Genomic DNA, 21,768 nt, shown 5'->3' with positions numbered 1-21,768 from the left:
CCACGAGTTGGCCGAACGCCCACGCTCGCGCCCGACGCCCACGGGGGCTCCAGGGCGCCGCACGGCGCTGGAGGGAATGCCTGACATGTTCTTCGTCGACACCGTCGAGGTCACGGGACTCGGCAACCGCAGTTATCTGGCGGGCGGTGAGCGTACGGCCGTGGCCGTCGACCCGCCACGGGACGTCGACCGGGTCCTGGAGTCCGCGGCGCGCAGAGGTGTGCGGATCTCCCATGTCGTCGAGACCCACATCCACAACGACTATGTCACCGGCGGCCTGGAACTCGCCCGTCTCACCGGCGCCGCGTATCTGATTCCCGCCGGGGCCGCCGTGTCGTTCGAGCGCATACCCGTGCACGACGGAGACCGCACGGTCATCGACGCGGGCCTCACCCTGCGGGCGCTGGCGACACCCGGGCACACCCCGCACCACACCGCCTATGTCCTGGAGGAGTCCGCGTCGGTGGTCGCGGTCTTCACGGGCGGCTCGCTGCTGATCGGCACGGTCGGCCGCCCCGACCTGGTCGAGCCCCGCCTGACCGAGCGTCTCGCCCGGGCCCAGCACGCGTCCGCGCACCGGCTCGCCGCGGAACTTCCCGACACCGCCGCCGTGTTGCCCACCCACGGATTCGGCAGCTTCTGCTCCGCCGGCCGGGCCGACGGGAGCGAGACCACCATCGGGAAGGAGAGGGCGTCGAACGAAGCCCTCACCCAGGACGTCGACACCTTCGTCACCCGCCTGCTCGCGGGGCTGGACGACATCCCCGCCTACTACACGCACATGGGTCCCGCCAACTCGGCCGGACCCTCGCCGGTCGACCTCACCGCGCCCGCGCGCGCCGACGCCGAGGAGATCGCGGCGCGACTGGCCGCCGGGGAGTGGGTGGTCGACGTGCGCAACCGGATCGCCTTCGCCCAAGGGCATGTGACCGGAACCTACAACTTCGAGGCCGACGGTCAACTCGCCACCTGTCTTGCCTGGTTGATCCCCTGGGGTAAGCCGGTGACCCTGCTCGCCGAGTCGGCCGAGCAACTGGCGCAGGCGCAGCGCGAGTTGGTACGTGTCGGCATCGACCGTCCGGCCGCCGCGGCCACCGGGGGACCGTCCGCCTGGACGACCGAGGGCGAACCCCTGGCCGCCTTCCCCCGCGCCGACTTCGCGGACCTGGCCGCGCGCCACCCCGCCGAGGACATGGTCGTGCTGGACGTCCGGCGTGCCACCGAGCGGGCCGCCGGCTTCGTCGAGGGCTCGGTCCACATCCCGCTGCACACCCTGCACCGGCGCCTCGACGAGGTGCCGCCCGGCGAGGTGTGGGTGCACTGCGCGGGCGGCATGCGCGCCGCCATCGCCGCCTCGCTGCTGGACGCGGCGGGCCGTGACGTCGTCGCGGTGGACGACTCCTTCACCGCGGCCGACGCGGCCGGGCTCACCCTCCGTACCGACTGAGCCCCACCGGACCGGATCAACCCACCCCTGCGCACAAGGCGAGGACCGCGCATGAAGACATCCCGTTCCGGCACGAGCCGGATCACCGTAGCGGAAGCGGCCGAACGCACCGGGCACGGACGGGCGGACGCAGCCGCCGGCCGGGCCGCGGCATCGGTCCTGCTGGACGTCCGGGAACCCGACGAGTGGAGCGCCGGGCACGCACCCGGAGCCGTCCACCATCCCCTCACCGTACTCATCGCGGGCGCGCCCCTGCCTCCCGAGGCCCAGGGGCGGTGCCTGGTCGTCATCTGCCGCTCGGGCAACCGGTCCCGGCGGGCCGCCGACCTGCTGACGGGCCACGGCATCGAGGCCGTGGACGTGATCGGCGGCATGCGCGACTGGGCGGAGGCCGGGCTGCCCGTGGTGGACGCCCGGGGCCTGCGCGGTACGGTCGCGTGAGTGCCCTGATCCTCGCCCTCGTGGCCGGCGCGGTGATCGGGCTGGCCCTCGGCGCGCTCGGCGGCGGTGGCAGCGTGCTGGCCGTACCCGCCCTGATCTACCTGCTCGGCTTCACCCCCGTGGCGGCCACCACCGCCGGACTGGTGATCGTGGCCCTCACCTCGGCCACCGCGCTGACCGCGCACGCCCGTGACGGACATGTCCGTTGGGGTGCGGGCTTGCTCTTCGCCGCGGCCGGCATCGGCCCCGCGATGCTGGGCTCCGCGCTCGCCGCCCACCTGCCCGCGGGCGCCCTGCAGGCGGCCTTCGCGACGGTCGCGGCCGTCGCCGCGGTACGCATGCTGCAGCCGAGAGGAGAGGCCGAAGCCGCCCGGAGCGTCAGGCCCGGGCACGCGGCGGCGGCCGGTGCGGGACTCGGCGCCGTCACGGGTGTCCTCGGCGTCGGTGGCGGCTTCCTCGCCGTACCGGCTCTCGTGGGGGTACTCGGACTCCGCATGCGCGAGGCCGTGGGCACCAGCCTGCTGGTCATCACCGTCAACTCGCTCGCGGCGCTCGGACTGCGCGGCGGAACCGTGGACCGACTCGACTGGTCGGTGGTCGGCCCCTTCGCGGGCGCCGCGGTCCTGGGAGCGTGGGACGGCAGACGCCTGGCGTCCAGGGCGAAGGCGAGGACCCTGCAACAGGTCTTCGCTCTGGCGCTGTTGGCCGTGGCCGCGTTCATGCTCGTCGACGCCGTTCTCTGAGCGTCTCCGGCACGGCCGACTCGCCGGCGTACCCGAAAATCAGGTGCCCGGGCCGAGCCCCCTCTCGTACCGTCGTCCCGTACCGAGCGCCGTGACGACCGTACGGCGGCGCCTGTCGTCCGATGCAGAGGGGAGCCCGGCCGTGCGCGCACGCACCGCTGTCGTCGCTCCCCGTTCCCGGTACGAGGTGATCCTCGTGTCCCGGTGGTGCCGGTGCCCGCTGCGCGGCCGGCCCCGGACGCCCGTGACACCCTGCTGACTTCAGGACGCACGGGAAATCGCGCTGCCCTTTTCCCTGGTCGTCAGACCTGGTCTGCAGACCTGATCCTGAGAAAGGCCCTGGGCCGTGCGCACGAACACCACAGCCATCGCCGCCGTCCGCAACCTCGGCATCCTCGCCCACGTCGACGCCGGCAAGACCACCGTCACCGAGCGGATCCTGTATGCGACGGGCACCACCCACAAGCGGGGCGAGGTGCACGACGGCACCACCGTCACCGACTTCGACCCGCAGGAGCGCGACCGTGGCATCACCATCTTCGCCGCCGCCGTCAGCTGCTCCTGGGACGGCCGGCGCGTCAACCTCATCGACACCCCTGGCCACATCGACTTCGCCGACGAGGTCGAGCGCTCGCTGCGCGTCCTCGACGGGGCCATCGCCGTGTTCGACGCCGTCGCCGGGGTCGAGCCGCAGAGCGAGTCGGTGTGGCGGCAGGCCGACCGGCACGGCGTACCGCGCGTCGTGTTCGTCAACAAGATGGACCGCGCGGGCGCCGACCTGGACCGTGCCGTCGATTCGATTCGCGAACGGCTGCACCCGGCGCCACTCGTCGTCCAGCTGCCGATCGGCGCCGAGGAGGCGTTCACCGGTGTGGTCGACCTGGTGCGGATGCGCGCGCTGGTCTGGGCCGACGGCGCCGGTGCGGTCGTGGAGGGGCCGGTTCCCGAGGAGTTGAGGGAGGAAGCGGTACGGCGTCGCCGGGCGCTGGAGGAGACGGTGGCCGAGCTGCACCCGGCCGCCCTGGAGGAGTTCTGCGACCGCGAGACCCTCTCCGGCGACACCCTCGCCACCACCCTGCGCGACCTCACCCGCACCGGGGACGGCGTGGTCGTCCTGTGCGGCTCCGCCTACCGCAACCGCGGCATCGAACCACTGCTGGACGCGGTCGTGGCCTACCTGCCCTCACCGCTGGACGTGCCTGCCGTACGAGGCGACCACGCCGGCACCGAGCAGGAGCGGGCCGCGGACCCCGAAGCGCCGTTCGCGGGGCTGGTGTTCAAGGTGAACGCCGGCACCACCGGGCGGCTGGCCCATGTGCGCGTCTACGCGGGCACCGTCGAGAAGGGAGACACCGTGTGGGACCCGGGCACCGGGCGCACCGAGCGCGTCGCGCGCATCCTGCGGGTCATGGCGGACCGGCACGTTCAGCTCGACCGGGCGGTCGCCGGTGACATCGTCGCGCTCGCCGGGGTGAAGTCGGCCCGGGCCGGCTCCACGCTGTGCGACCCCGGCGCCCCGCTGCTCCTGGAGCCGCCGCAGACCGCCGAGCCCGTGGTGTCCGTGGCCGTCGAGGCCCGGCGTGCCACGGACACCGGCCGGCTGGCGACGGCGCTGGCTCGGCTGGCCGAGGAGGACCCCTCGCTGGTGGTGCGCACCGATCCCGAGACCGGGCAGACCGTGCTGTCCGGGATGGGCGAACTCCATCTGGAGGTCGCGGTGGAGAAGATCCGCCGTGACGGCGGACCGGAGGTCGCTGTGGGCCGGCCGCGGGTCGCCCTGCGGGAGACGGTCGTCGAGGGAGTGAGCGGGTTCGTGTTCCGGCATGTCAAACAGGACGGCGGGGCCGGGCAGTTCGCCCACGTCGTGCTCGACCTGGAACCGCTCGGACCCGAAGCCGGCGTCACCGGCTTCGAGTTCCGCTCCGCCGTGGTCGGTGGCCGGGTGCCGCAGGAGTACGTGCGCGCGGTGGAGGCCGGGTGCCGGGACGCGCTCGCCGAGGGCCCGCTGGCCGGGCACCCGGTGACCGGGCTCCGGGTCACGCTCACCGACGGCTCCACCCATGTGAAGGACTCCTCCGACACGGCCTTCCGCACCGCCGGCCGGCTCGGGCTCCGCGCGGCCCTGCGCGCCTGCGCGACGGCTCTGCTGGAACCGGTCGCCGAGGTCACGGTCACCGTGCCGGAGGACGCCGTCGGCTCGGTCCTCGGTGATCTGGCCGCCCGGCGCGGCCGGGTCGGCGGCTCCGCGACCCGGGGCGGCGCGGCCGTACTGACCGCGACCGTGCCGCTGGCCGAACTGTTCGGCTACGCCACCCGGTTGCGCAGCCGCACCCAGGGCCGCGGCACCTTCACGGCCCGCCCCGCCGGCTACGCCCCGGCGACGCGACCGGCGCCGGTCCGGTAGCGGGGCGGCCCGGTAGCGGTGCCGGACAGGGCCCGCGCCATGCGCCGACTCGACGCGCGGCGCGGGCCCGCGCACGCTTGGCCCATCCCCAGGGACGCGGGGAACTGCGCGACGAGCCACAATGCGCCCCGATCTAGGAGGCGTTCGGCTGAGAACGACGCCGCGCCGACGCCCGAGCCGAACAGCACCGCCACGGCGTTGCGGGCCCCGCGTCCCCCGCCGAACCACATCTCCGCCTGCCCCGGCGCCCGAGAGTGGATGAAGTACGGTACGTGAGGCGGGAGTTGACCCGAGCCCGAGGCGCACAGCAGCCGCTCCAGCGGCACCCGCCGACGGCCGCTCACCTCCTGCGGTTGTACGGGTGCGGCGTCGGCGACTCCCCCAGGGGTGCGGGGAACTGCGCGACGAACCACGATCCACCCGCAGCCGCCGGATCGCAATGCGCCCCGAGCCATGAGGCGTTCGGCTGCGACGACGCCGTGCCGGCCGCGCCCGCCTCCTCCGCCAGGCCTTCGGCGAGCAGGCCGGTCACGGCGTTGCTGAGGGAGCGCGAAATCAGCCCGGTCGCAGGCTCCAGTGTGTGCCGGCTCATCGGCCCGTCGACATACAACCGTTGCAGAACGGTGCCTCGGCTTCCCTGCCGCAGGTCACGCACCGTTCGGCCGCACAGCGCCGCCACCCGACCTCCCGGTTCTCCGGGGATTTCCGGCCTGTTCGACCGTTCACCGCTGTCGGATCTCTTGACGAGCGATTCTCGTGAGGTTTAACTCACGTCCTAAATTAAGCCATGAGGGGCTTCGGGAGCCGCACGGGTCCGCACGGGTGCCGGGTCCCGTGAGCCGCCTCGGGTTCTCGACTCCCGGAAAGGGACACCAGGAGCCATGCGCAGCATCCGAGCCGCGGCCACAGGCGCCGTCACCCTCTCTCTCGTCCTCGCGGCCACGGCCTGCGGAGGCGGCTCGTCCAGCGGCGGCGGGTCCGACGCCTCGCCGAAGACGCTGACGTACTGGGCCTCCAACCAGGGCGCCAGCGTCGCCGTCGACAAGCAGGTCCTCCAGCCCGAACTCAACAAGTTCCAGAAGCAGACCGGGATCGAGGTGAAGCTGGAGGTCGTGCCCTGGTCGGATCTGCTCAACCGGATCCTCACCGCGACCACCTCGGGTCAGGGCCCGGACGTGCTGAACATCGGCAACACCTGGAGCGCCTCGCTGCAGGCGACCGGCGCCCTGCTGCCGTGGGACGCGAAGAACTTCGCCAAGATCGGCGGCAGGGACCGGTTCGCCGGCACCGCGCTCGGCTCGACCGGCGCGGCGGGCAAGGACCCGGCCGCGGTCCCGCTGTACTCGATGGCGTACGCCCTCTACTACAACAAGAAGATCTTCGCCGACGCCGGTATCTCCAAGCCGCCCGCCACCTGGGACGAGTTGACCGCCGACGGCAAGAAGATCCAGGGCACCGGCAAGTCCGCGCTCGGTGCCGAGGGCGCGAACCTGTCGGAGAACATCCACCACGTCTTCGTCTTCGCCCAGCAGCACGGCGCCGGCTTCTTCACCGCCGACGGCAAGCCGGACTTCACCGGCCCCAAGGTGGTGGACGCGGTCAAGAGCTACGTCGACCTGATGGCCAAGGACAAGGTCATCCCGGCCGGCGACGCCGAGTACGCCCAGAACCAGTCCGTCAGCGACTTCGCCAAGGGCAAGCAGGCGATGCTGCTGTGGCAGTCGGCCGCCGCCAACCTGAAGTCCCAGGGTATGAGCGAGGACGCCTACGGCACCGCGCCGGTCCCGGTGATCTCCGGCACGCCCGGCACCGGCACCCAGGTCGACTCGGCCGTCATGGGCATCAACATGGCCGTCTTCAGGAACACCCACAACCTTGACGGCGCCACGCGGTTCGTGAAGTTCATGACCTCCGACCCGGAGCAGAAGATCCTCAACGCGGCCTACAGCACCATCCCGCCGGTCAAGTCCGCCCAGCAGGACCCGGCGTTCAGTACTCCCGGCACCGCCGTGCTGAAGACCACCCTCGCCACCAGCGCGGCCGCCCTGCCGCAGGTCGCGTCCGAGTCGCAGTTCGAGACAGCGGTCGGTACGGCCGTCAAGGACCTGTTCGCCGACGCCGCCGCCGGGCGCGCGGTGACCACCGACTCCGTCAAGGCCGCGCTGCAGAAGGCCCAGCAGCAGATGCCGGCGGCGTGAGAGCGAAGATGACGACCACCGCCTTCAAGGAGCCGGTGCGACGGGAGATCCCCGGTGCGGCGGCGCGCGAACCCCGCCGCCGCACCGGGCGGCTGCGTCGCCTCTCGCTGCCGTACCTGCTGCTCCTGCCCGCCCTGCTGCTCGAACTTCTCGTCCATCTGGTGCCGATGGTCATCGGCATCGTGATGAGCTTCAAGGAACTCACCCAGTTCTACATCCGCGACTGGAACACCGCCCCCTGGTCCGGCCTCGGCAACTACAAAGTGTCGGTGGACTTCGACGCGCCCGCCGGGAACGCGCTGCTGCACTCGTTCTTCGTCACCGTCGCCTTCACCCTGCTGTCGGTCGGCCTGTGCTGGCTGATCGGCACCGCCGCCGCGCTCTTCATGCAGGACACCTTCCGCGGCCGCGGCCTGCTCAGAGCGCTGTTCCTGGTGCCGTACGCGCTGCCCGTCTACACGGCCGTCATCACCTGGGTGTTCATGTTCCAGCACGACAACGGCCTGGTGAACCACGTCCTGCACGACCAGCTGCACCTCACCGGCAAGCCGTCGTTCTGGCTCATCGGCGACAACAGCTTCTACGCCCTGCTGACCGTGTCGGTGTGGAAGGGCTGGCCCTTCGCCTTCCTCATCGTGATGGCCGGACTGCAGAACATCCCCAAGGAGCTGTACGAGGCGGCCGCGCTGGACGGCGCCGGGATGTGGCAGCAGATCCGCCGGATCACCCTGCCCTCGCTGCGCCCGGTCAACCAGGTCCTGGTCCTGGTGCTGTTCCTGTGGACGTTCAACGACTTCAACACGCCGTACGTGCTGTTCGGCAAGTCCGCCCCCGAGGCCGCCGACCTCATCTCGGTCCACATCTACCAGGCGTCCTTCGTCACCTGGAACTTCGGTACCGGCTCCGCCATGTCCGTCCTGCTGCTGCTCTTCCTGCTCGTCGTCACGGGCCTGTATCTGCTGTTCACCTCACGCGGACGGAGAGCCTCCGCCGATGTCTAGCCCGCCCGTCGCCCCCTCCACGCACAACTCGCCCATGGCACCACCGCGTTCGTTCCTGTGGTCACGGCGGATCTTCCTCACCCTGCTCACCGGGTTCGTACTCATCCCGGTGTACGTGATGGTCTCCAGCTCGCTGAAGCCGCTCGCGGACGTCACCGGCAAGTTCCGCTGGCTGCCGAGCGGCCTGACCATCCGGCCGTACATCGACATCTGGTCGACGGTCCCGCTCGCGCAGTACTTCATGAACTCGCTGATCGTGGCGGGCTCGGCGACGATCTGCTCGGTGGTGATCGCGGTGTTCGCCGCGTACGCCGTCAGCCGCTACAGCTTCCGCGGCAAGCGCGTCTTCACGGTGACAGTGCTCTCGACGCAGATGTTTCCCGGCATCCTCTTCCTGCTCCCGCTGTTCCTGATCTACGTCAACATCGGCAACGCCACCGGCATCGCCCTGTTCGGCTCCCGCGGTGGCCTGATCCTGACGTATCTGACCTTCTCCCTCCCCTTCTCCATCTGGATGCTGATCGGCTACTTCGACTCGGTGCCGCGCGACCTGGACGAGGCGGCGTTGGTGGACGGCTGCGGCCCGCTCGGCGCGCTAATCCGGATCGTCGTACCGGCCGCGATCCCCGGCATCGTCGCGGTCGCCGTCTACGCCTTCATGACCGCGTGGGGCGAGGTGCTGTTCGCGTCCGTCATGACCAACGACACCACCCGCACACTCGCCGTCGGCCTCCAGGGCTACTCCACCCTCAACGACGTCTACTGGAACCAGATCATGGCCGCCTCGCTGGTCGTCAGCCTGCCCGTGGTGGCCGGCTTCCTGCTGCTGCAGCGCTATCTCGTCGCCGGTCTGACGGCAGGTGCCGTCAAGTGACCCACACCCCGCATTCCGAAGGGACTTCCGTGTCCGAACGTATCGACCTCGCCGCTCTCCCGCACGACTTCCTGTGGGGCACGGCCACCGCGGCGTACCAGATCGAGGGGGCCGTCGCCGAGGACGGCCGTACGCCCTCGATCTGGGACACCTTCTCGCACACCCCGGGGAAGACCGCGAACGGCGACACCGGCGACGTCGCCTGCGACCACTACCACCGCTGGCGCGAGGACATCGGCCTGATGCGGCAGCTCGGTGTGAACGCCTACCGTCTCTCCGTCGCCTGGCCACGCGTGCTGCCCGGCGGCACCGGCCCGCTCAACCCCAAGGGCCTCGCCTTCTACGACGAGTTGGTGGACGCCCTGCTGGAGGCGGGCATCACCCCCTCCGTCACCCTCTACCACTGGGATCTGCCGCAGGTGCTCCAGGACCGCGGCGGCTGGCCCGAGCGGGACACCGCCTTCGCGCTCGCCGAGTACGCCTTGGCCGTCGCCGCCCGCCTCGGCGACCGGGTCAAGCTCTGGGCCACCCTCAACGAGCCCAGCTGCTCGGCCTGGATCGGCCACCTGGAGGGCAAGATGGCCCCCGGCCGGACGGACCTCACCGCCGCCGTGCGCGCCTCCTGCCATCTGCTGCTCGGCCACGGCCTCGCCACCCAGGCGATCCGCGCCGCCGCCCCCGACGCCCGGGTCGGCATCGTCAACAACCTCTCCACCGTGCACGCGGCCACCGACCGCCCCGAGGACGTCGCGGCCGCCCACCGCCACGACGGCCACGTCAACCGCTGGTGGCTCGACCCGGTCCACGGCCGCGGCTTCCCGGCCGACATGGTCGAGACCTACGGCGTCGAACTCCCGCTCCGAAAGGGTGACTTGGCGACGATCGCGGCCCCGCTGGACTGGCTCGGCCTGAACTACTACTTCCCGGCCCATGTCGCCGACGCCCCCGACGGCCCGGCGCCGTACGTCCGTGCGGTGCGCCGGGTGGGCGTGCCGCGCACCGGCATGGACTGGGAGATCGACGCGAGCGGCATCGAGACCCTGCTGCTGCGGCTCACCGAGGAGTACGGCGCCCGGAAGATCTACGTCACCGAGAACGGCTCGGCCTTCCCCGACGTGGTCCGCCCCGACGGCAGCGTCGACGACCCCGAGCGCCAGGACTACCTGGAGACCCACCTGGCCGCCTGTGCCTCCGCCGCCCGCAGGGGAGCCCCGCTGGCCGGCTACTTCGCCTGGTCCCTGCTGGACAACTTCGAGTGGGCGTACGGCTACGACAAGCGCTTCGGCCTGGTCCACGTCGACTACCGCACCCAGGTGCGCACCATCAAGGCCAGCGGACACCGGTACGCGGATCTCGTACGCGGCCACCGCGGCCAGGCGCGCCGGGCCGCCTGAGCCGGGCCCGGCCGGCCGGTGGGCAGGGAAGGGAGCCCCTGCCCACCGGCCTCGTACGCCCGTGCAGCCATAGATGCATAGGATGTGCAAGTGCGTAAAAATTGCATCAGGCCGGCAACCCTCAGCGAGCTGGACGGCGCCCGGGCCGTCATGCTCGATACCGTCCACCGGGATTTCGGGACCGGGGCGCTCGATTCGCGGGGGCCTGGGTGCCCGCCCAATCCGCGACGGCCGGCCGAGCGGCTCGTGGAGTTCGCCGTCGCCGACGGCGGGTACCGGGCCGTCTGTCTGCACACCGATCCGGCCGTGCCCGGTGCCGAGGCGTTCTGGCGGTCGCTCGGGACGGTCGTGCACGACGAGCGCAGGGACGCCGAACACCCGCAGAGCCTCGTCCACTTCGAGCTTCCGGTGGGGCGATAAGCGTGCGTGCCTTCGTTGTCTCGCGTGTTCTCCGTCGTTCCCGTGTGCTCGCCGCGCTCGCGCTCGCGCCGTTGCTGGCCGGCTGTTTCAGCTCCGGCGCTGACACGCGGAGCGGTGGCGGGGCCCGGCTGCGGGTCGCGCTCGCCTTTCCGCCCGCCGAGCGGCTCTCGCCGTACGGCGCCGACGGCACCATCCTCAGCCGGCTCGGCATCACCGAGTCGCTGACCGCTCTCGACGGCAACGGCGCCGCCGCGCCCGCCCTCGCCTCCTCCTGGCGGCAGGAGGGCGCCCGCAGCTGGCTGTTCACGCTGCGCGAGGCCACCTTCCACGACGGGACCGACGTCACCGCGCAGGCCGTCGCCGCCTCACTCGCGCAGGCCGCCCGGGCCAAGCCCGCCCCGGCCGCCGTGTCCGGCAGCACGCTCACCGCCCGGGCCGTCGACCGGCACCGCGTCCGTATCACCACCGAGCGGCCCGACCCCATCCTGCCGCTGAGGCTGTCCAGCCCCGGCCTCGCCGTGCTGTCCGCCCGGGCGTACGCCCACCGGGGCGCAGTCGACCCCGCCGGCAGCGGCACCGGACCCTTCGCGCTGAAGAAGGTGAACGGCACCTCGTCCGCGACCCTCGAACGGTACGACGGCTACTGGGGCGGCCGTGCCCGGGCCGCCGGCATCGACGTCCGCTTCGTCGCCGACGGCACCGCCCGCACCAACGCCCTGCGCAGCGGCGACGTCGACATCGCCGAGGCCGTGCCCGTCGCCCAGGCCGCCACGCTCGACGCGGACACGCGCCGCGAGACCGCCACCACGCGGACGACCAGCCTGCTGCTCAACTCCCGCTCCGGGCCGTTCCGGGACGCCGGGCTGCGAGCCGCCGCCCGTGCCGCCGTCGACACCTCCGGCCTCGCCCAGGGCGTGTACGAGGGGCACGCGGATCGCGGAGCCGGGATCTACGGGCCCGCCGTCACCTGGGCCGAGGGCAAGCACCGCCGGCCCGAGGGCAGGGCAGCCGCCGAACCGGCCGACGGGACCGCCGTCACCCTCGCCACCTACGACAACCGGCCCGAACTCCCCGAAGTCGCCCAGGTGCTGAAGCAGCAGCTGGAGGCGGCCGGGTTCCGTGTGCAGCTCGTCGTGCGCGAGTACTCCCGGCTGGAGAGCGACGCGCTCGCCGGGAAGTTCGACTCCTTCGTGCTCGCCCGCAACAGCCTCGTCGACACCGGCGACCCGGTCGCCGTCCTCGCCGGCGACTACACCTGCGACGGCGGCTACAACCTGGCGCTGCTGTGCGACCGCGCCGTCGACCGGGCCGTGGCCGCCGCCGAGCGCACCGCCGACCCCGCCGAACGGCGGACCGCGGCGCTCGGTGCCGAGGCGGCGATCCTCGGCACCGACACCGTCGTACCGCTGGTCCACCAGCGCGTCATCACCGGCGTCGGCAGCGCGGTCAAGGGGGTGCTCCTCGACCCGTACGAGCGCGCCCTCGTCGGCACCGGCACCCGGCGCTGAGCGATGCGCACCCTGCTGTGGCGAGGCTCGCTCGCCGGTGCCCTGGTGTGCGGGATCGGGCTGCTGCCCTGGCTCGCGCACACCGATCCCGCGCTCACCGTCCTCAAGGCCCGCGCCCAGGACCGGGACCCCGACCCCGAGGTCCTCGCCGCCGTCCGCAACCAACTCCGGCTCGGCGAAGGGCCGTTGGCGCTGCTCGGACGCTGGCTCGGCGGACTGCCGCGCGGCGACGCCGGGCGGTCCTGGATCTCCGGCGCCGAGGCCGGGCCGACTGTGCTCCAGGCGCTCGGCGCGTCCCTGTTGCTCATGGCGGTCGCGTCTCTCGTCGCCGGCTGCACCGCCGCCGTGGTGTGCGCCCCGACCCTGTACCGGGGCGGGCGGACCCGCCCCGGCGGCACCGGTTCCGCCGTGCTCGCCGCACTGCCGGAGTTCCTCACCGCCTCCGTCCTCGCCACCGTCGTCGGCGTACAGCTCGGCTGGCTGCCCGCCCTCGGCTGGTACGGGCCGCAGTACACTCTGCTGCCCGCCCTCGCCCTCGGCCTGCCCGCCGGCGCCGTCCTCGGCCGGCTCCTCGACGACCAGTTGCCCGGCGCCTTCGCCGAGCCCTGGGTGCGCGCGGCCGCGGCACGCGGACTGCCCGCGCCGGCCATCGCCCGGCAGGCGGTACGGCGCTGTCTGCCCGGACTGCTGCCCAACACCGCGCTGTTCGTCGTCGGCATGACCGGCGGTGCCGTCGCAGTCGAGCAGATCTTCGACATCCCCGGCCTCGGCCGCACCACCCTGCAGGCCGCCCTCGCCCAGGACCTGCCCGTGCTCCAGGCCGGCACCCTCGCCCTGGTGCTCCTCGCGGCCCTCGCCGCGGGCGCCGCCCGGCTCGGTGTACGCCTGCTCATCGGCCCCGCGCTGAGGGACGCCGCCGTCCCCGCCCTGACCAGGCCCGCCGTGCCCGCCAGGCGTACGACACCGCTCGCGCTCGCCGCTGCCCTGCTGGCCGTCCTCACCGCCGGCCTGCCCCGCGACCCGCTCGCCGTGGACACCGGGGCGCGCCTGCGACCCCCGTCCTGGGAGCACCCGTTCGGCACCGACGCGCTCGGCCGCGACCTGCTCGCCCGCATCGCCCACGGCGCCCTCGACACGCTGCTGCTCGCCCTCGCCATCAGCGCGGGCACGCTGCTGGCCGGGCTGCTGCTCGGACTGCTGCCCCGGCTGTCCGGGCCGCTCGTCGACACCGTCAACGCCGTGCCGCCGGTGCTCGCCGCGCTCCTCGTCACCGCCGTCGCGGGCGGTGGCCCGGCCACGCCCGCGCTCGCCGTCGCCGCCGTGGCCTGGGCCCCGCTGGCCGCCCACACGTCCGCCCTGCTTCGGCAGGAGCGCGCCGCCGTCCACCTCACCGCCACGCGAGCGCTGGGGGCGGGGCGCCGGTATCTCCTGCGCCACGAACTCCTGCCCGCCGTCGTGCCACCCGTCACCCGGCACGCGCTGCTCCGGCTGCCCGGCACCGCACTCGCCCTCGCCTCCCTCGGCTTCCTCGGCCTCGGCGCGCAGCCGCCGTCGCCCGAATGGGGCCACCTCCTGGCCGAGAACCAGCCGTACGCCGAGCGGGCGCCGTGGACGGTCCTCGCACCGGCTGCGGTCCTCGCCGTTCTGGGCGCGCTCGCGGTGACGGCGGCGGGAGCGGTAGGGCGCTCGCGGCGCGGCACGGGTGCTGCCTGACGTGCGGTCGGCCGGGGGCTTGCGCTTGCCCGCGCTTGTGGGGTGCCGCTGAAGCCGACGGCACCGCAGCCCCCAAGAGGTACTGGGAACCGCGCGACCAGCCATGACGGACCCACACCCGGCAGTGGCGAAGCGGCCCCACCCCCTGCCCCGGCGGCTGAACACCGCATCCCTGCCGCACGTATCCCCCGGACGTGGCAGGATCCCTCACCATGAGTGCGTGCCCGGCGGTGAGAGGCGTGCGGGCCGCGGTCTTCGCCGCGGTGTGCGTGCTGCTCGCCGCTGCCGGGCACGGGCTCGCCATGGGTGACATGCCGCCGCCGCGGGCCGACGCGGCCGGGTTCCTGGGCGTGTTCGCGCTCGGCTGGAGTCTCGGCAAGCGGGAGCGGTCGCTCGCCGGTATCGGCGCCGCCATGCTGCTCACCCAGGCCGCGCTGCACGTCGGCTTCGACGCCGCCCACCGCACCACGCCCGCGGCGGCCATGCCGGCCCACTCCATGGCTCACTCCATGGCCGCGATGCACGCCCACGCCACGGCCCACGCCACCACCGCGCACCTCCTCGCCGCGCTGGTCGCGTCCTGGTGGCTGCGCCGGGGTGAGGCCGCGCTGTGGTCGTTGCTGCGCCGTACCGTCACCCTCGTTCCCGGCCTGGCCGCCTGGTGGCGGGACGCCCCGCTGCCCAACCCCGCCGCGCACGCCCCGCGCCTCCCGGCCGACCCCGAACCGCCCCGCCGGACCCCGCTGCGGCACGCGGTCAGCCGGCGCGGACCCCCGGTCCCGGTCCCGTACTCGCTCTGACCCCTTTCCTCACACGTCACTCGTACGGAGACCGACTCAGCCATGTCCGCACCACGCACGACCCTGCGCCGCGCCGCGACCGTCACCCTCACCGCCGGCGCCGCCGTCCTTCTCGCCGCCGGTGCCGCCTCCGCGCACGTCACCGTCCACCCCGGCAGCTACGCCAAGGGAGCCACCGACGGCGTGCTGACCTTCCGCGTCCCCAACGAGGAGGACAGCGCCTCCACCACCAAGGTGCAGGTCTTCCTGCCCACCGACCACCCCGTCCTCGGCGTGCTCGTCCACCCGCAGGACGGCTGGACCGCCAAGGTCACCACCGCCAAGCTCAGGACACCGGTCAAGACCGACGACGGCACCATCACCGAGGCGGCCTCCGAGATCACCTTCAGTGGAGGGAGGATCGGTGCCGGGCAGTACGAGGACTTCAACGTCGCCTTCGGTCAACTTCCGGACGAAAGCGGCCAGTTGGTCTTCAAGACGCTGCAGACCTATTCCGACGGCAAGGTCGCGCGCTGGATCGAGGAGCCGACCGGCGGCGACCAGCCGGAGAACCCGGCCCCGGTACTGAAACTGACCGCCGGCGCGGCCGGTGACGCCGGCGCCGCGCCCGCCAAGACCGCCTCCGCCACCGCCAGGACGGCCGCCGCCAGTGACTCCACCGCCCGCGGCCTCGGCATCGCCGGCCTGGTCGTCGGCGTCCTCGGCCTCGCGGCCGCCGCGTTCGCGATCGTACGGAGCCGGGCCGAAAGGCCGTAACCGCCGAGGCGACGGGCCCGGACCGGCAACCCGGTCCGGGCCCGTCGTCCTGATCCCGAACGGCCTCGGCTCAGCGCGCCGCCAGCTCCAGTATCTGGGGCTCGGCCGGCATCCGCACCGCCACGCGGGACGTCCGCCACAGCCACAGCACATCCCGGCCGAAGGACCACAGCAGCGAGCCCAGGGCCACCAGCACGATCGCCAGGTTGGCCAGGTGGGGGAGCAACTCGGCGCCCGCCAGGAGCAGGGCGATGCCCTGGACCGCGGCGACGGTCTTGCGGGCGAAGGACGGCGGCAGCGGGGCGTTCAGCCAGGGGGCCAGCCGGGCCGCGGCGACGAAGGCGTACCGCATCCCGCCGATCAGCAGCACCCACGGGCCGAGCTGCATGGCCACGTACACGCTCAGCACCAGGATCAGAAACGCGTCGACCTCCATGTCGAAGCGGGCGCCGAGCGCGGTCGACGTACCGGTGCGGCGGGCCACCTTGCCGTCGACGCCGTCCAGGAGCAGGGCTATCGCGGTCAGGCCGACCAGCACGGTCACCGGCGGCGCACTCTCGAAGGAGTCCGCGACCAGCGCGGTCACGCCGCCCACCAGGGCCGCCCGGCCGAGCGTGACCCGGTTCGCGGGGCCGAAGGAGCGCAGGCAGGAGCGGTGCAGGGCGCGGGCCAGCACCGCCCAGGTGGCGAACGCGAACGCGAGCCCCGTCAGCCAGCCGGCCGGCCCCATGCCTATCGCCGTGCCGAGCAACGCGAGCAGCAGGACCTGTAGGCCCGCGCCCACAGCGGTTTCCTGCTGGGGCCTCGCGTCATACGTGTTGTTCAGGGCCACCGCACACCCTCCGGCCGAGTGACAGAGTCGATCACGCCGCGTACTGTGCGCGGCCTGTGCACTTCTCGGTACGTGAACAACTTGCCTACTGTTCAGGAGGATGCCGATGAACCGCTCGGCCCGCGCGTTCTGGCTGCGCTCACCCGGCCACGGCGAGCTGCGCGACATCACCCTCGCGGAGCCCGCCGACGGCGAGGTCCTGGTGCGCGCCCTCTACTCAGGCGTGAGCCGCGGCACGGAGACGCTCGTCTTCCGCGGCGGCGTCCCGGAGAGCCAACACGCCGCGATGCGGGCGCCGTTCCAGGAGGGCGACTTCCCGGGTCCGGTGAAGTACGGCTACCTCAGCGTCGGCACGGTGGAGGAGGGCCCGGCTGAGCTGATCGGGCGTACGGTCTTCTGCCTGTATCCGCATCAGAGCCGTTACGTCGTTCCGGTGACCGCCGTGACCGTCGTGCCCGAGCGGGTGCCCGCCGCGCGGGCCGTGCTCGCCGGCACCGTGGAGACCGCCGTGAACGCCGTGTGGGACGCGTCGCCGCTGATCGGCGACCGGATCGCGGTCGTCGGCGGTGGCATGGTGGGCTGCTCGGTGGCCGCGCTGCTCGCCCGTTTCCCCGGCGTACGGCTGCAGCTCGTCGACGCCGACCCGGCCCGCGCCAAGACCGCCGAGGCGCTCGGCGTGGACTTCGCGACACCCGCCGACGCCCTCGGCGACTGCGACCTGGTCGTGCACGCCAGCGCCACCGAAGCCGGCCTCACCGGTGCCCTGCGGCTCCTCGCGCCCGAGGGCACCGTCGTGGAACTGAGCTGGTACGGCGACCGGCGCGTTTCCCTGCCGCTCGGCGAGGCCTTCCACTCCCGCCGGCTCACCCTGCGCAGCAGCCAGGTCGGCACCGTCTCCCCGGCCGCCCGCGCCGGACGCGACTACGCCGACCGGATGGCGCTCGCCCTCGACCTGCTCGCCGACCCGGCCCTGGACGCGCTCATCACCGGCGAGAGCGCATTCGAACAACTCCCGGACGTCATGCCGAAGCTCGCCTCGGGCGAGATCCCCGCCCTGTGCCACCGGATCCGGTACGCCGAGACGGGCCTGACCTGAGAAAAGAGTGAGAGAGGACTGAACGCGGGAAAGCGAAGAGCCGTACTACACGGCATCCCCCGCCGGGTAAGGACAAGGGGGACCAGACGCGTCGTACCTGGAGGGTCGTCCGTTGTTCAGCATCACCGTCCGCGATCACATCATGATCGCCCACAGCTTCCGCGGCGAGGTGTTCGGGCCCGCGCAGCGACTGCACGGCGCCACGTTCCTGGTGGACGCCACCTTCCGCCGTGAGCAGCTGGACGAGGACAACATCGTGGTCGACATCGGCCTGGCCACGCAGGAACTGCGCCTCATCACCGCCGAGCTGAACTACCGCAACCTCGATGACGAACCCGAGTTCGCCGGTATCAACACCTCCACCGAGTTCCTCGCCAAGGTCATCGCCGACCGGCTCGCCGAACGCATCCACAAGGGCGCCCTCGGCGAGGGCGCGAAGGGCCTCGCGGGCCTCACGGTCACCCTGCACGAGTCGCACATCGCCTGGGCGAGTTACGAGCGTGGCCTGTGACCGGGGCGACCACACGGCGGGCGCGTCTGTCGTACGTGCCGGTGCAGCCCACCGCCGTCGTGGAGGCCACGGCCGGCGAGAAGGCCGACGACATCGAGAAGGCCGGAATCATCCCCATGTCCCTGCGCACCGTGCACTTCGTCCTGCCGGGCGGTGTCGACGACCCGGCCGCGCCCAGCGGTGGCAACGCCTATGACCGCCGGGTCTGCCTGGACCTGCCCGGCTTCGGCTGGCAGGTCACCCGGCACACCGCGCCGGGTGGCTGGCCGCGTCCAGACCGGGCCGCCCGCGACCATCTGGCCCGCACCCTGAGCGACCTGCCGGACGACGCGGTCGTCCTGCTGGACGGGATCGTGGCCTGCGGGATCCCGGAGATCATCGCCTCGGAGGCCGACCGGCTGCGCCTCGCGGTACTGGTTCATCTGCCGCTCGGCGACGAGACCGGCCTCGAACCGGCCGTCGCCGCCGACCTCGACGCCCGAGAACGGGCCGTACTGCGCACGGTGCCCGCCGTCGTCGCGACCAGCGACTGGGCGGTGCGCCGGCTCGTCTCGCATCACGGACTGGCACCCGAACGGGTGCATGTCGCCGCGCCCGGTGCCGACATCGCGCCGCTCGCGCCCGGCACCGACGGCGTCTCCCGGCTGGTGTGCGTGGCCGCCGTCACCCCGCGCAAGGGCCAGCACCGGCTCGTGGAGGCGCTCGCGGCGGTCCGGGAACTGCCGTGGACCTGCGAGCTGGTCGGCGGACTCGGCCACGACCCCGGCTACGTCGGCCGGCTGCGCACCCTCATCGACCGGCACGGCCTCGCCGACCGGCTGCACCTGACCGGCCCGCGCTCCGGGGCGGACCTCGACGCCACGTACGCCGCCGCCGACCTGATGGTCCTCACCTCCTACGCCGAGACCTACGGCATGGCGGTCACCGAGGCCCTGGCGCGCGGCATTCCGGTCCTCGCCACCGACGTGGGCGGAGTGCCGGAGGCGGTGGGGCGTGCCCCCGACGGTGGGGTGCCCGGCATCCTCGTCCCGCCGGAGGACCCCGCCGCGTTCGCCGCCGAACTGCGCGGCTGGTTCGGCGAACCCGACGTACGCCGTCGGCTGAAGGCCGCGGCCCGCGGCCGCCGCGCTGCGCTGGACGGCTGGGCCGCCACCGCCCGCAGCCTGGCCGCGGTCCTCGCCCGACTTCCCGAAGCCCCGAGGAGGGCGGCATGACCGGGCCGGAGACGAGGACGAACGGCACGGCGGACGGCATGGCGTCGATTCCGGTCCAGAGCGGGCCGAGGAAGGTGGAGCCGGTGCGCGACGTCGGTCGTGGTGAGGCTCGTACGGTGGCAGCCCTGGTACGCGCGCAAGCGTCCGGCTCGGGGGAGCGGGATGGTGGGCCCTCCGGGGCGGCGCAGGGCGCCGCATCCTCGGGCCCGGAGGCCGGGGCCGGGAGCGGTCGCGGGAACTCTGCGGAGGCGGGCGGTGCCGTCGGCGCCGATGATGGCGGAGTGCGTGGTGTGGACTCCTCGGTCGTCGCCGGGGCCGGGCCTGTCGGGCGTCCCGGCGAGCGGGCCACCGTACGGCTGCGCGACAGCGAGGCCGAGGAACCGCCCCGGTACGCGCCCGAATGGCTGCGGTTGCGGGAGACGGCCGACGCTGCCGCCCGCGCGCTGGACCTGCTGGACCCCTTGCGGATCCGGCTGGCCGGCCTGCCGGGCGGCACCGGCGCACTGGCCGTGCACGACCTGGGCTGCGGTACCGGCTCGATGGGCCGCTGGCTCGCGCCCCGCCTGGACGGACCCCAGCACTGGGTCCTGCACGACCGCGACCCCTATCTGCTGCACTTCGCCGCCGCGGCCTCCCCGCGCGCCGCCGCCGACGGCAGCGGTGTCACCGTCGAGACACGGCGCGGCGACGTGGCCCGGCTGACCCCGGACGCGCTGGCCGGCGCCTCGCTGGTCACCGCCTCCGCGCTGCTTGACGTCCTCACCCGTGAGGACGTCGCCACCCTCGCCGACGCCTGCACCGGGGCCGGCTGCCCGGCGCTGCTCACGCTGTCCGTCGTCGGACGCGTCGAACTCACCCCGGCCGACCCGCTGGACGCGGAGATCACCGAGGCGTTCAACGCCCATCAGCGGCGCGGCGGGCTGCTCGGCCCGGACGCGGTCACCGTGGCCGGCGAGGCGTTCGCCGCGCGCGGGGCCACGGTACGGGTGCACCCGAGCCCTTGGCGGCTGGGGCCCGCGGAGGTGGCGCTGACCGAGCAGTGGCTGCGCGGCTGGGTGGGCGCGGCAGTGGAAGAGCGGCCCGAGCTGGGCGACCGCGCCGAGCGCTATCTGCGGGACCGGCTCGCCGCCTGCGCCGCCGGTGAGTTGCGGGTCGTGGTCCACCACAGCGACCTGCTGGCCCTGCCCCGGCCGACGGGCGGGGCGTCATGACCAACCGGTCGGCCGCGACGGAGGCCGGGCACCGGGTCACCCGAACGGGCCCCCACGCGCGCGTGACGGCCACAGGCGCGGTGCACGCGCGCGTGCCCGACTCCGGCCCGGCGGGCGCATGCGTGTACGGCGCCGGAACGGCCCACCCGCGCGTTGAGGCCGCGGCGGACACCGGGCCCCTTCCGGTGACTGCGGCGTCGACTCCACAATCCCCGTCCGCCGCACCCGAGGCCGTACAGCCGCCGCCCCCCGCCCCCCGGCGTCCCGGTCTTCGCGCGCTGCGTACGCACTTCGGCAGTCTCGTCGGCGTGGTCATCCTCGGCGTTCTGCTGTGGCGGCTCGGCACCGGCGTGCTGCTCGACGGGCTGCGGCGGATCGACACCGTGACGGTGCTGGCCGCGCTGGGGATCGGTGTGGTCACCACCGTACTCAGCGCCTGGCGCTGGCAGTTGGTGGCCCGCGGCCTGCGTATCCGGCTGCCGCTCGGGCCCGCCGTCGCCGACTACTACCGGGCGCTGTTCCTGAACGCGGCGCTGCCCGGCGGGATCCTGGGCGACGTGCATCGCGCGGTCCGGCACGGACAGAGCGCCGGTGACCTGCGGCGCGGGGTCAAGGCGGTCGTCCTGGAGCGCGTCGCCGGGCAGATCGCGCTGGCCGTGTTCGCCGCGGTGGTGCTGCCGACCCTGCCGTCGCCGGTCCGGGCCGAGGCCCGCGACCTCGCCGCGCCGGTGGCGTTCGCCGTGGCCGGTGCGTTCGCCGTGGGCCTCGCCGTCCGTATGAACCGCGCGCCCTCGCACCGTCCCGGGGGCCTCGGCACCGCCCTCGGCGAGGCCCGCCGGGGCCTGCTGTCCCGCCGGGGCGGACCGGGCATCGCCCTGTCCTCCGCCGTGGTCCTGGCCGGGCACCTGGCCATGTTCGTCGTGGCCGCCAGGGTCGCCGGCTCCGCCGCTCCGGTCGCGGTGCTGGTCCCGCTCGCCGTCCTCGCCCTGGTCGCCATGGGGCTCCCGCTGAACGTCGGCGGCTTCGGCCCCCGCGAGGGCGTGGCCGCCTGGGCGTTCGGCGCGGCGGGGCTCGACGCGGGCACCGGGGTCGCCGTGGCCGTCGTGTACGGCGTGCTCAGTTTCGTGGCGAGCCTGCCCGGCGCCGTCGTCCTCGCCGTGCGCTGGTACGGCGGTCTGCGCGGCACGACCGGCGGCCCCGCGGCG

Annotated in this window: 19 protein-coding genes and 1 pseudogene; 18 read left to right on the top strand and 2 right to left on the bottom strand. The window is 73.6% G+C overall.

Going from position 1 to position 21,768, the window contains the following annotated elements; all coding sequences use genetic code 11:
- Nucleotides 1-85: 85 nt before the first annotated feature.
- The 4 genes from AV521_RS15140 to fusA all read left to right on the top strand — a co-directional run bounded on the left by AV521_RS15140 (nucleotide 86) and on the right by fusA (nucleotide 5,035).
- A complete protein-coding gene (locus tag AV521_RS15140; protein WP_076088494.1) occupies nucleotides 86-1,447 on the top strand; it encodes a rhodanese-like domain-containing protein in 1,362 nt (453 codons plus the stop codon).
- A 51-nt stretch (nucleotides 1,448-1,498) separates the two neighbouring features.
- A complete protein-coding gene (locus AV521_RS15135) occupies nucleotides 1,499-1,888 on the top strand; it encodes a rhodanese-like domain-containing protein (protein WP_076088493.1) in 390 nt (129 codons plus the stop codon).
- Nucleotides 1,885-2,631 (top strand): sulfite exporter TauE/SafE family protein, encoded by a 747-nt coding sequence (locus AV521_RS15130; RefSeq protein WP_076088489.1) that lies wholly within the window; start codon nucleotides 1,885-1,887, stop codon nucleotides 2,629-2,631. The genes AV521_RS15135 and AV521_RS15130 overlap by 4 nt, the downstream gene beginning before the upstream one ends.
- A gap of 346 nt (nucleotides 2,632-2,977) precedes the next feature.
- Nucleotides 2,978-5,035 (top strand): elongation factor G, encoded by a 2,058-nt coding sequence (gene fusA, locus AV521_RS15125; RefSeq protein ID WP_076088487.1) that lies wholly within the window; start codon nucleotides 2,978-2,980, stop codon nucleotides 5,033-5,035.
- 340 nt (nucleotides 5,036-5,375) lie between these two features.
- On the opposite strand, the gene AV521_RS49285 is transcribed toward fusA, so the two are convergent.
- The gene (locus AV521_RS49285; protein WP_179023106.1) at nucleotides 5,376-5,714 is read right to left on the bottom strand and encodes a hypothetical protein; all 339 of its coding nucleotides are present in this window, start codon (nucleotides 5,712-5,714) and stop codon (nucleotides 5,376-5,378) included.
- A 202-nt stretch (nucleotides 5,715-5,916) separates the two neighbouring features.
- On the opposite strand from AV521_RS49285, the gene AV521_RS15110 reads away from it, so the two are divergent.
- The 9 genes from AV521_RS15110 to AV521_RS15070 all read left to right on the top strand — a co-directional run bounded on the left by AV521_RS15110 (nucleotide 5,917) and on the right by AV521_RS15070 (nucleotide 15,699).
- Nucleotides 5,917-7,233, top strand: a complete 1,317-nt coding sequence (locus AV521_RS15110) for a sugar ABC transporter substrate-binding protein (RefSeq protein ID WP_076088483.1) — start codon at nucleotides 5,917-5,919, stop codon at nucleotides 7,231-7,233.
- 8 nt (nucleotides 7,234-7,241) lie between these two features.
- Nucleotides 7,242-8,234 carry a carbohydrate ABC transporter permease gene (locus AV521_RS15105; RefSeq protein WP_076088481.1) on the top strand — a complete coding sequence of 331 codons (993 nt, stop codon included), beginning with the start codon at nucleotides 7,242-7,244 and terminating at the stop codon, nucleotides 8,232-8,234.
- A 34-nt stretch (nucleotides 8,235-8,268) separates the two neighbouring features.
- Nucleotides 8,269-9,108 (top strand): carbohydrate ABC transporter permease, encoded by an 840-nt coding sequence (locus tag AV521_RS15100; RefSeq protein WP_076088479.1) that lies wholly within the window; start codon nucleotides 8,269-8,271, stop codon nucleotides 9,106-9,108.
- A gap of 29 nt (nucleotides 9,109-9,137) precedes the next feature.
- Nucleotides 9,138-10,502 (top strand): GH1 family beta-glucosidase, encoded by a 1,365-nt coding sequence (locus AV521_RS15095; protein ID WP_076088477.1) that lies wholly within the window; start codon nucleotides 9,138-9,140, stop codon nucleotides 10,500-10,502.
- A 246-nt stretch (nucleotides 10,503-10,748) separates the two neighbouring features.
- Entirely contained in the window at nucleotides 10,749-10,922 is a 174-nt protein-coding gene (locus AV521_RS52680; protein ID WP_371917039.1) for a hypothetical protein, read from the top strand.
- A 2-nt stretch (nucleotides 10,923-10,924) separates the two neighbouring features.
- On the top strand, nucleotides 10,925-12,430 hold the full coding sequence (locus AV521_RS15085) for an ABC transporter substrate-binding protein (protein WP_076088473.1): 1,506 nt from the start codon (nucleotides 10,925-10,927) through the stop codon (nucleotides 12,428-12,430).
- A gap of 3 nt (nucleotides 12,431-12,433) precedes the next feature.
- A complete protein-coding gene (locus AV521_RS15080; RefSeq protein ID WP_076088471.1) occupies nucleotides 12,434-14,143 on the top strand; it encodes an ABC transporter permease subunit in 1,710 nt (569 codons plus the stop codon).
- A 212-nt stretch (nucleotides 14,144-14,355) separates the two neighbouring features.
- Nucleotides 14,356-14,943, top strand: coding sequence for a hypothetical protein (locus tag AV521_RS15075; RefSeq protein WP_076088469.1), 588 nt, complete (start codon nucleotides 14,356-14,358; stop codon nucleotides 14,941-14,943).
- Between the two features lie 42 nt (nucleotides 14,944-14,985).
- Nucleotides 14,986-15,699, top strand: a complete 714-nt coding sequence (locus AV521_RS15070; protein WP_076088467.1) for a YcnI family protein — start codon at nucleotides 14,986-14,988, stop codon at nucleotides 15,697-15,699.
- A 70-nt stretch (nucleotides 15,700-15,769) separates the two neighbouring features.
- Here AV521_RS15070 and AV521_RS15065 read toward each other — a convergent pair whose 3' ends face one another.
- Nucleotides 15,770-16,531 carry a CDP-alcohol phosphatidyltransferase family protein gene (locus AV521_RS15065; RefSeq protein ID WP_076088466.1) on the bottom strand — a complete coding sequence of 254 codons (762 nt, stop codon included), beginning with the start codon at nucleotides 16,529-16,531 and terminating at the stop codon, nucleotides 15,770-15,772.
- A 106-nt stretch (nucleotides 16,532-16,637) separates the two neighbouring features.
- On the opposite strand from AV521_RS15065, the gene AV521_RS15060 reads away from it, so the two are divergent.
- The 5 genes and pseudogenes from AV521_RS15060 to AV521_RS50785 all read left to right on the top strand — a co-directional run.
- Nucleotides 16,638-17,627 (top strand): dehydrogenase, encoded by a 990-nt coding sequence (locus AV521_RS15060; RefSeq protein ID WP_076088464.1) that lies wholly within the window; start codon nucleotides 16,638-16,640, stop codon nucleotides 17,625-17,627.
- Nucleotides 17,628-17,739: 112 nt separating this feature from the next.
- Nucleotides 17,740-18,138: a 6-carboxytetrahydropterin synthase gene (locus AV521_RS15055; RefSeq protein ID WP_076088462.1), complete on the top strand. Its 399-nt coding sequence runs from the start codon at nucleotides 17,740-17,742 to the stop codon at nucleotides 18,136-18,138.
- Nucleotides 18,135-19,352 (top strand): glycosyltransferase family 4 protein, encoded by a 1,218-nt coding sequence (locus AV521_RS15050; RefSeq protein WP_076088460.1) that lies wholly within the window; start codon nucleotides 18,135-18,137, stop codon nucleotides 19,350-19,352. Before AV521_RS15055 ends, AV521_RS15050 begins: the two co-directional genes overlap by 4 nt.
- 281 nt (nucleotides 19,353-19,633) lie before the next feature.
- Complete coding sequence (locus AV521_RS15045) at nucleotides 19,634-20,563, top strand: class I SAM-dependent methyltransferase (protein ID WP_076088459.1); 930 nt, start codon at nucleotides 19,634-19,636, stop codon at nucleotides 20,561-20,563.
- Nucleotides 20,560-21,645: pseudogene (locus tag AV521_RS50785) on the top strand (YbhN family protein); the annotation flags it as partial. The gene AV521_RS15045 and the pseudogene AV521_RS50785, both read left to right, overlap by 4 nt.
- Between the last annotated feature and the right edge of the window lie 123 nt (nucleotides 21,646-21,768).

Origin of the sequence: Streptomyces sp. IMTB 2501 (assembly GCF_001953885.1) — a bacterium.
Classification (GTDB): Bacteria; Actinomycetota; Actinomycetes; order Streptomycetales; family Streptomycetaceae; genus Streptomyces.
Note: the sequence above shows the minus strand (reverse complement) of the source record. Positions and strands in the feature narration are given on the sequence as shown.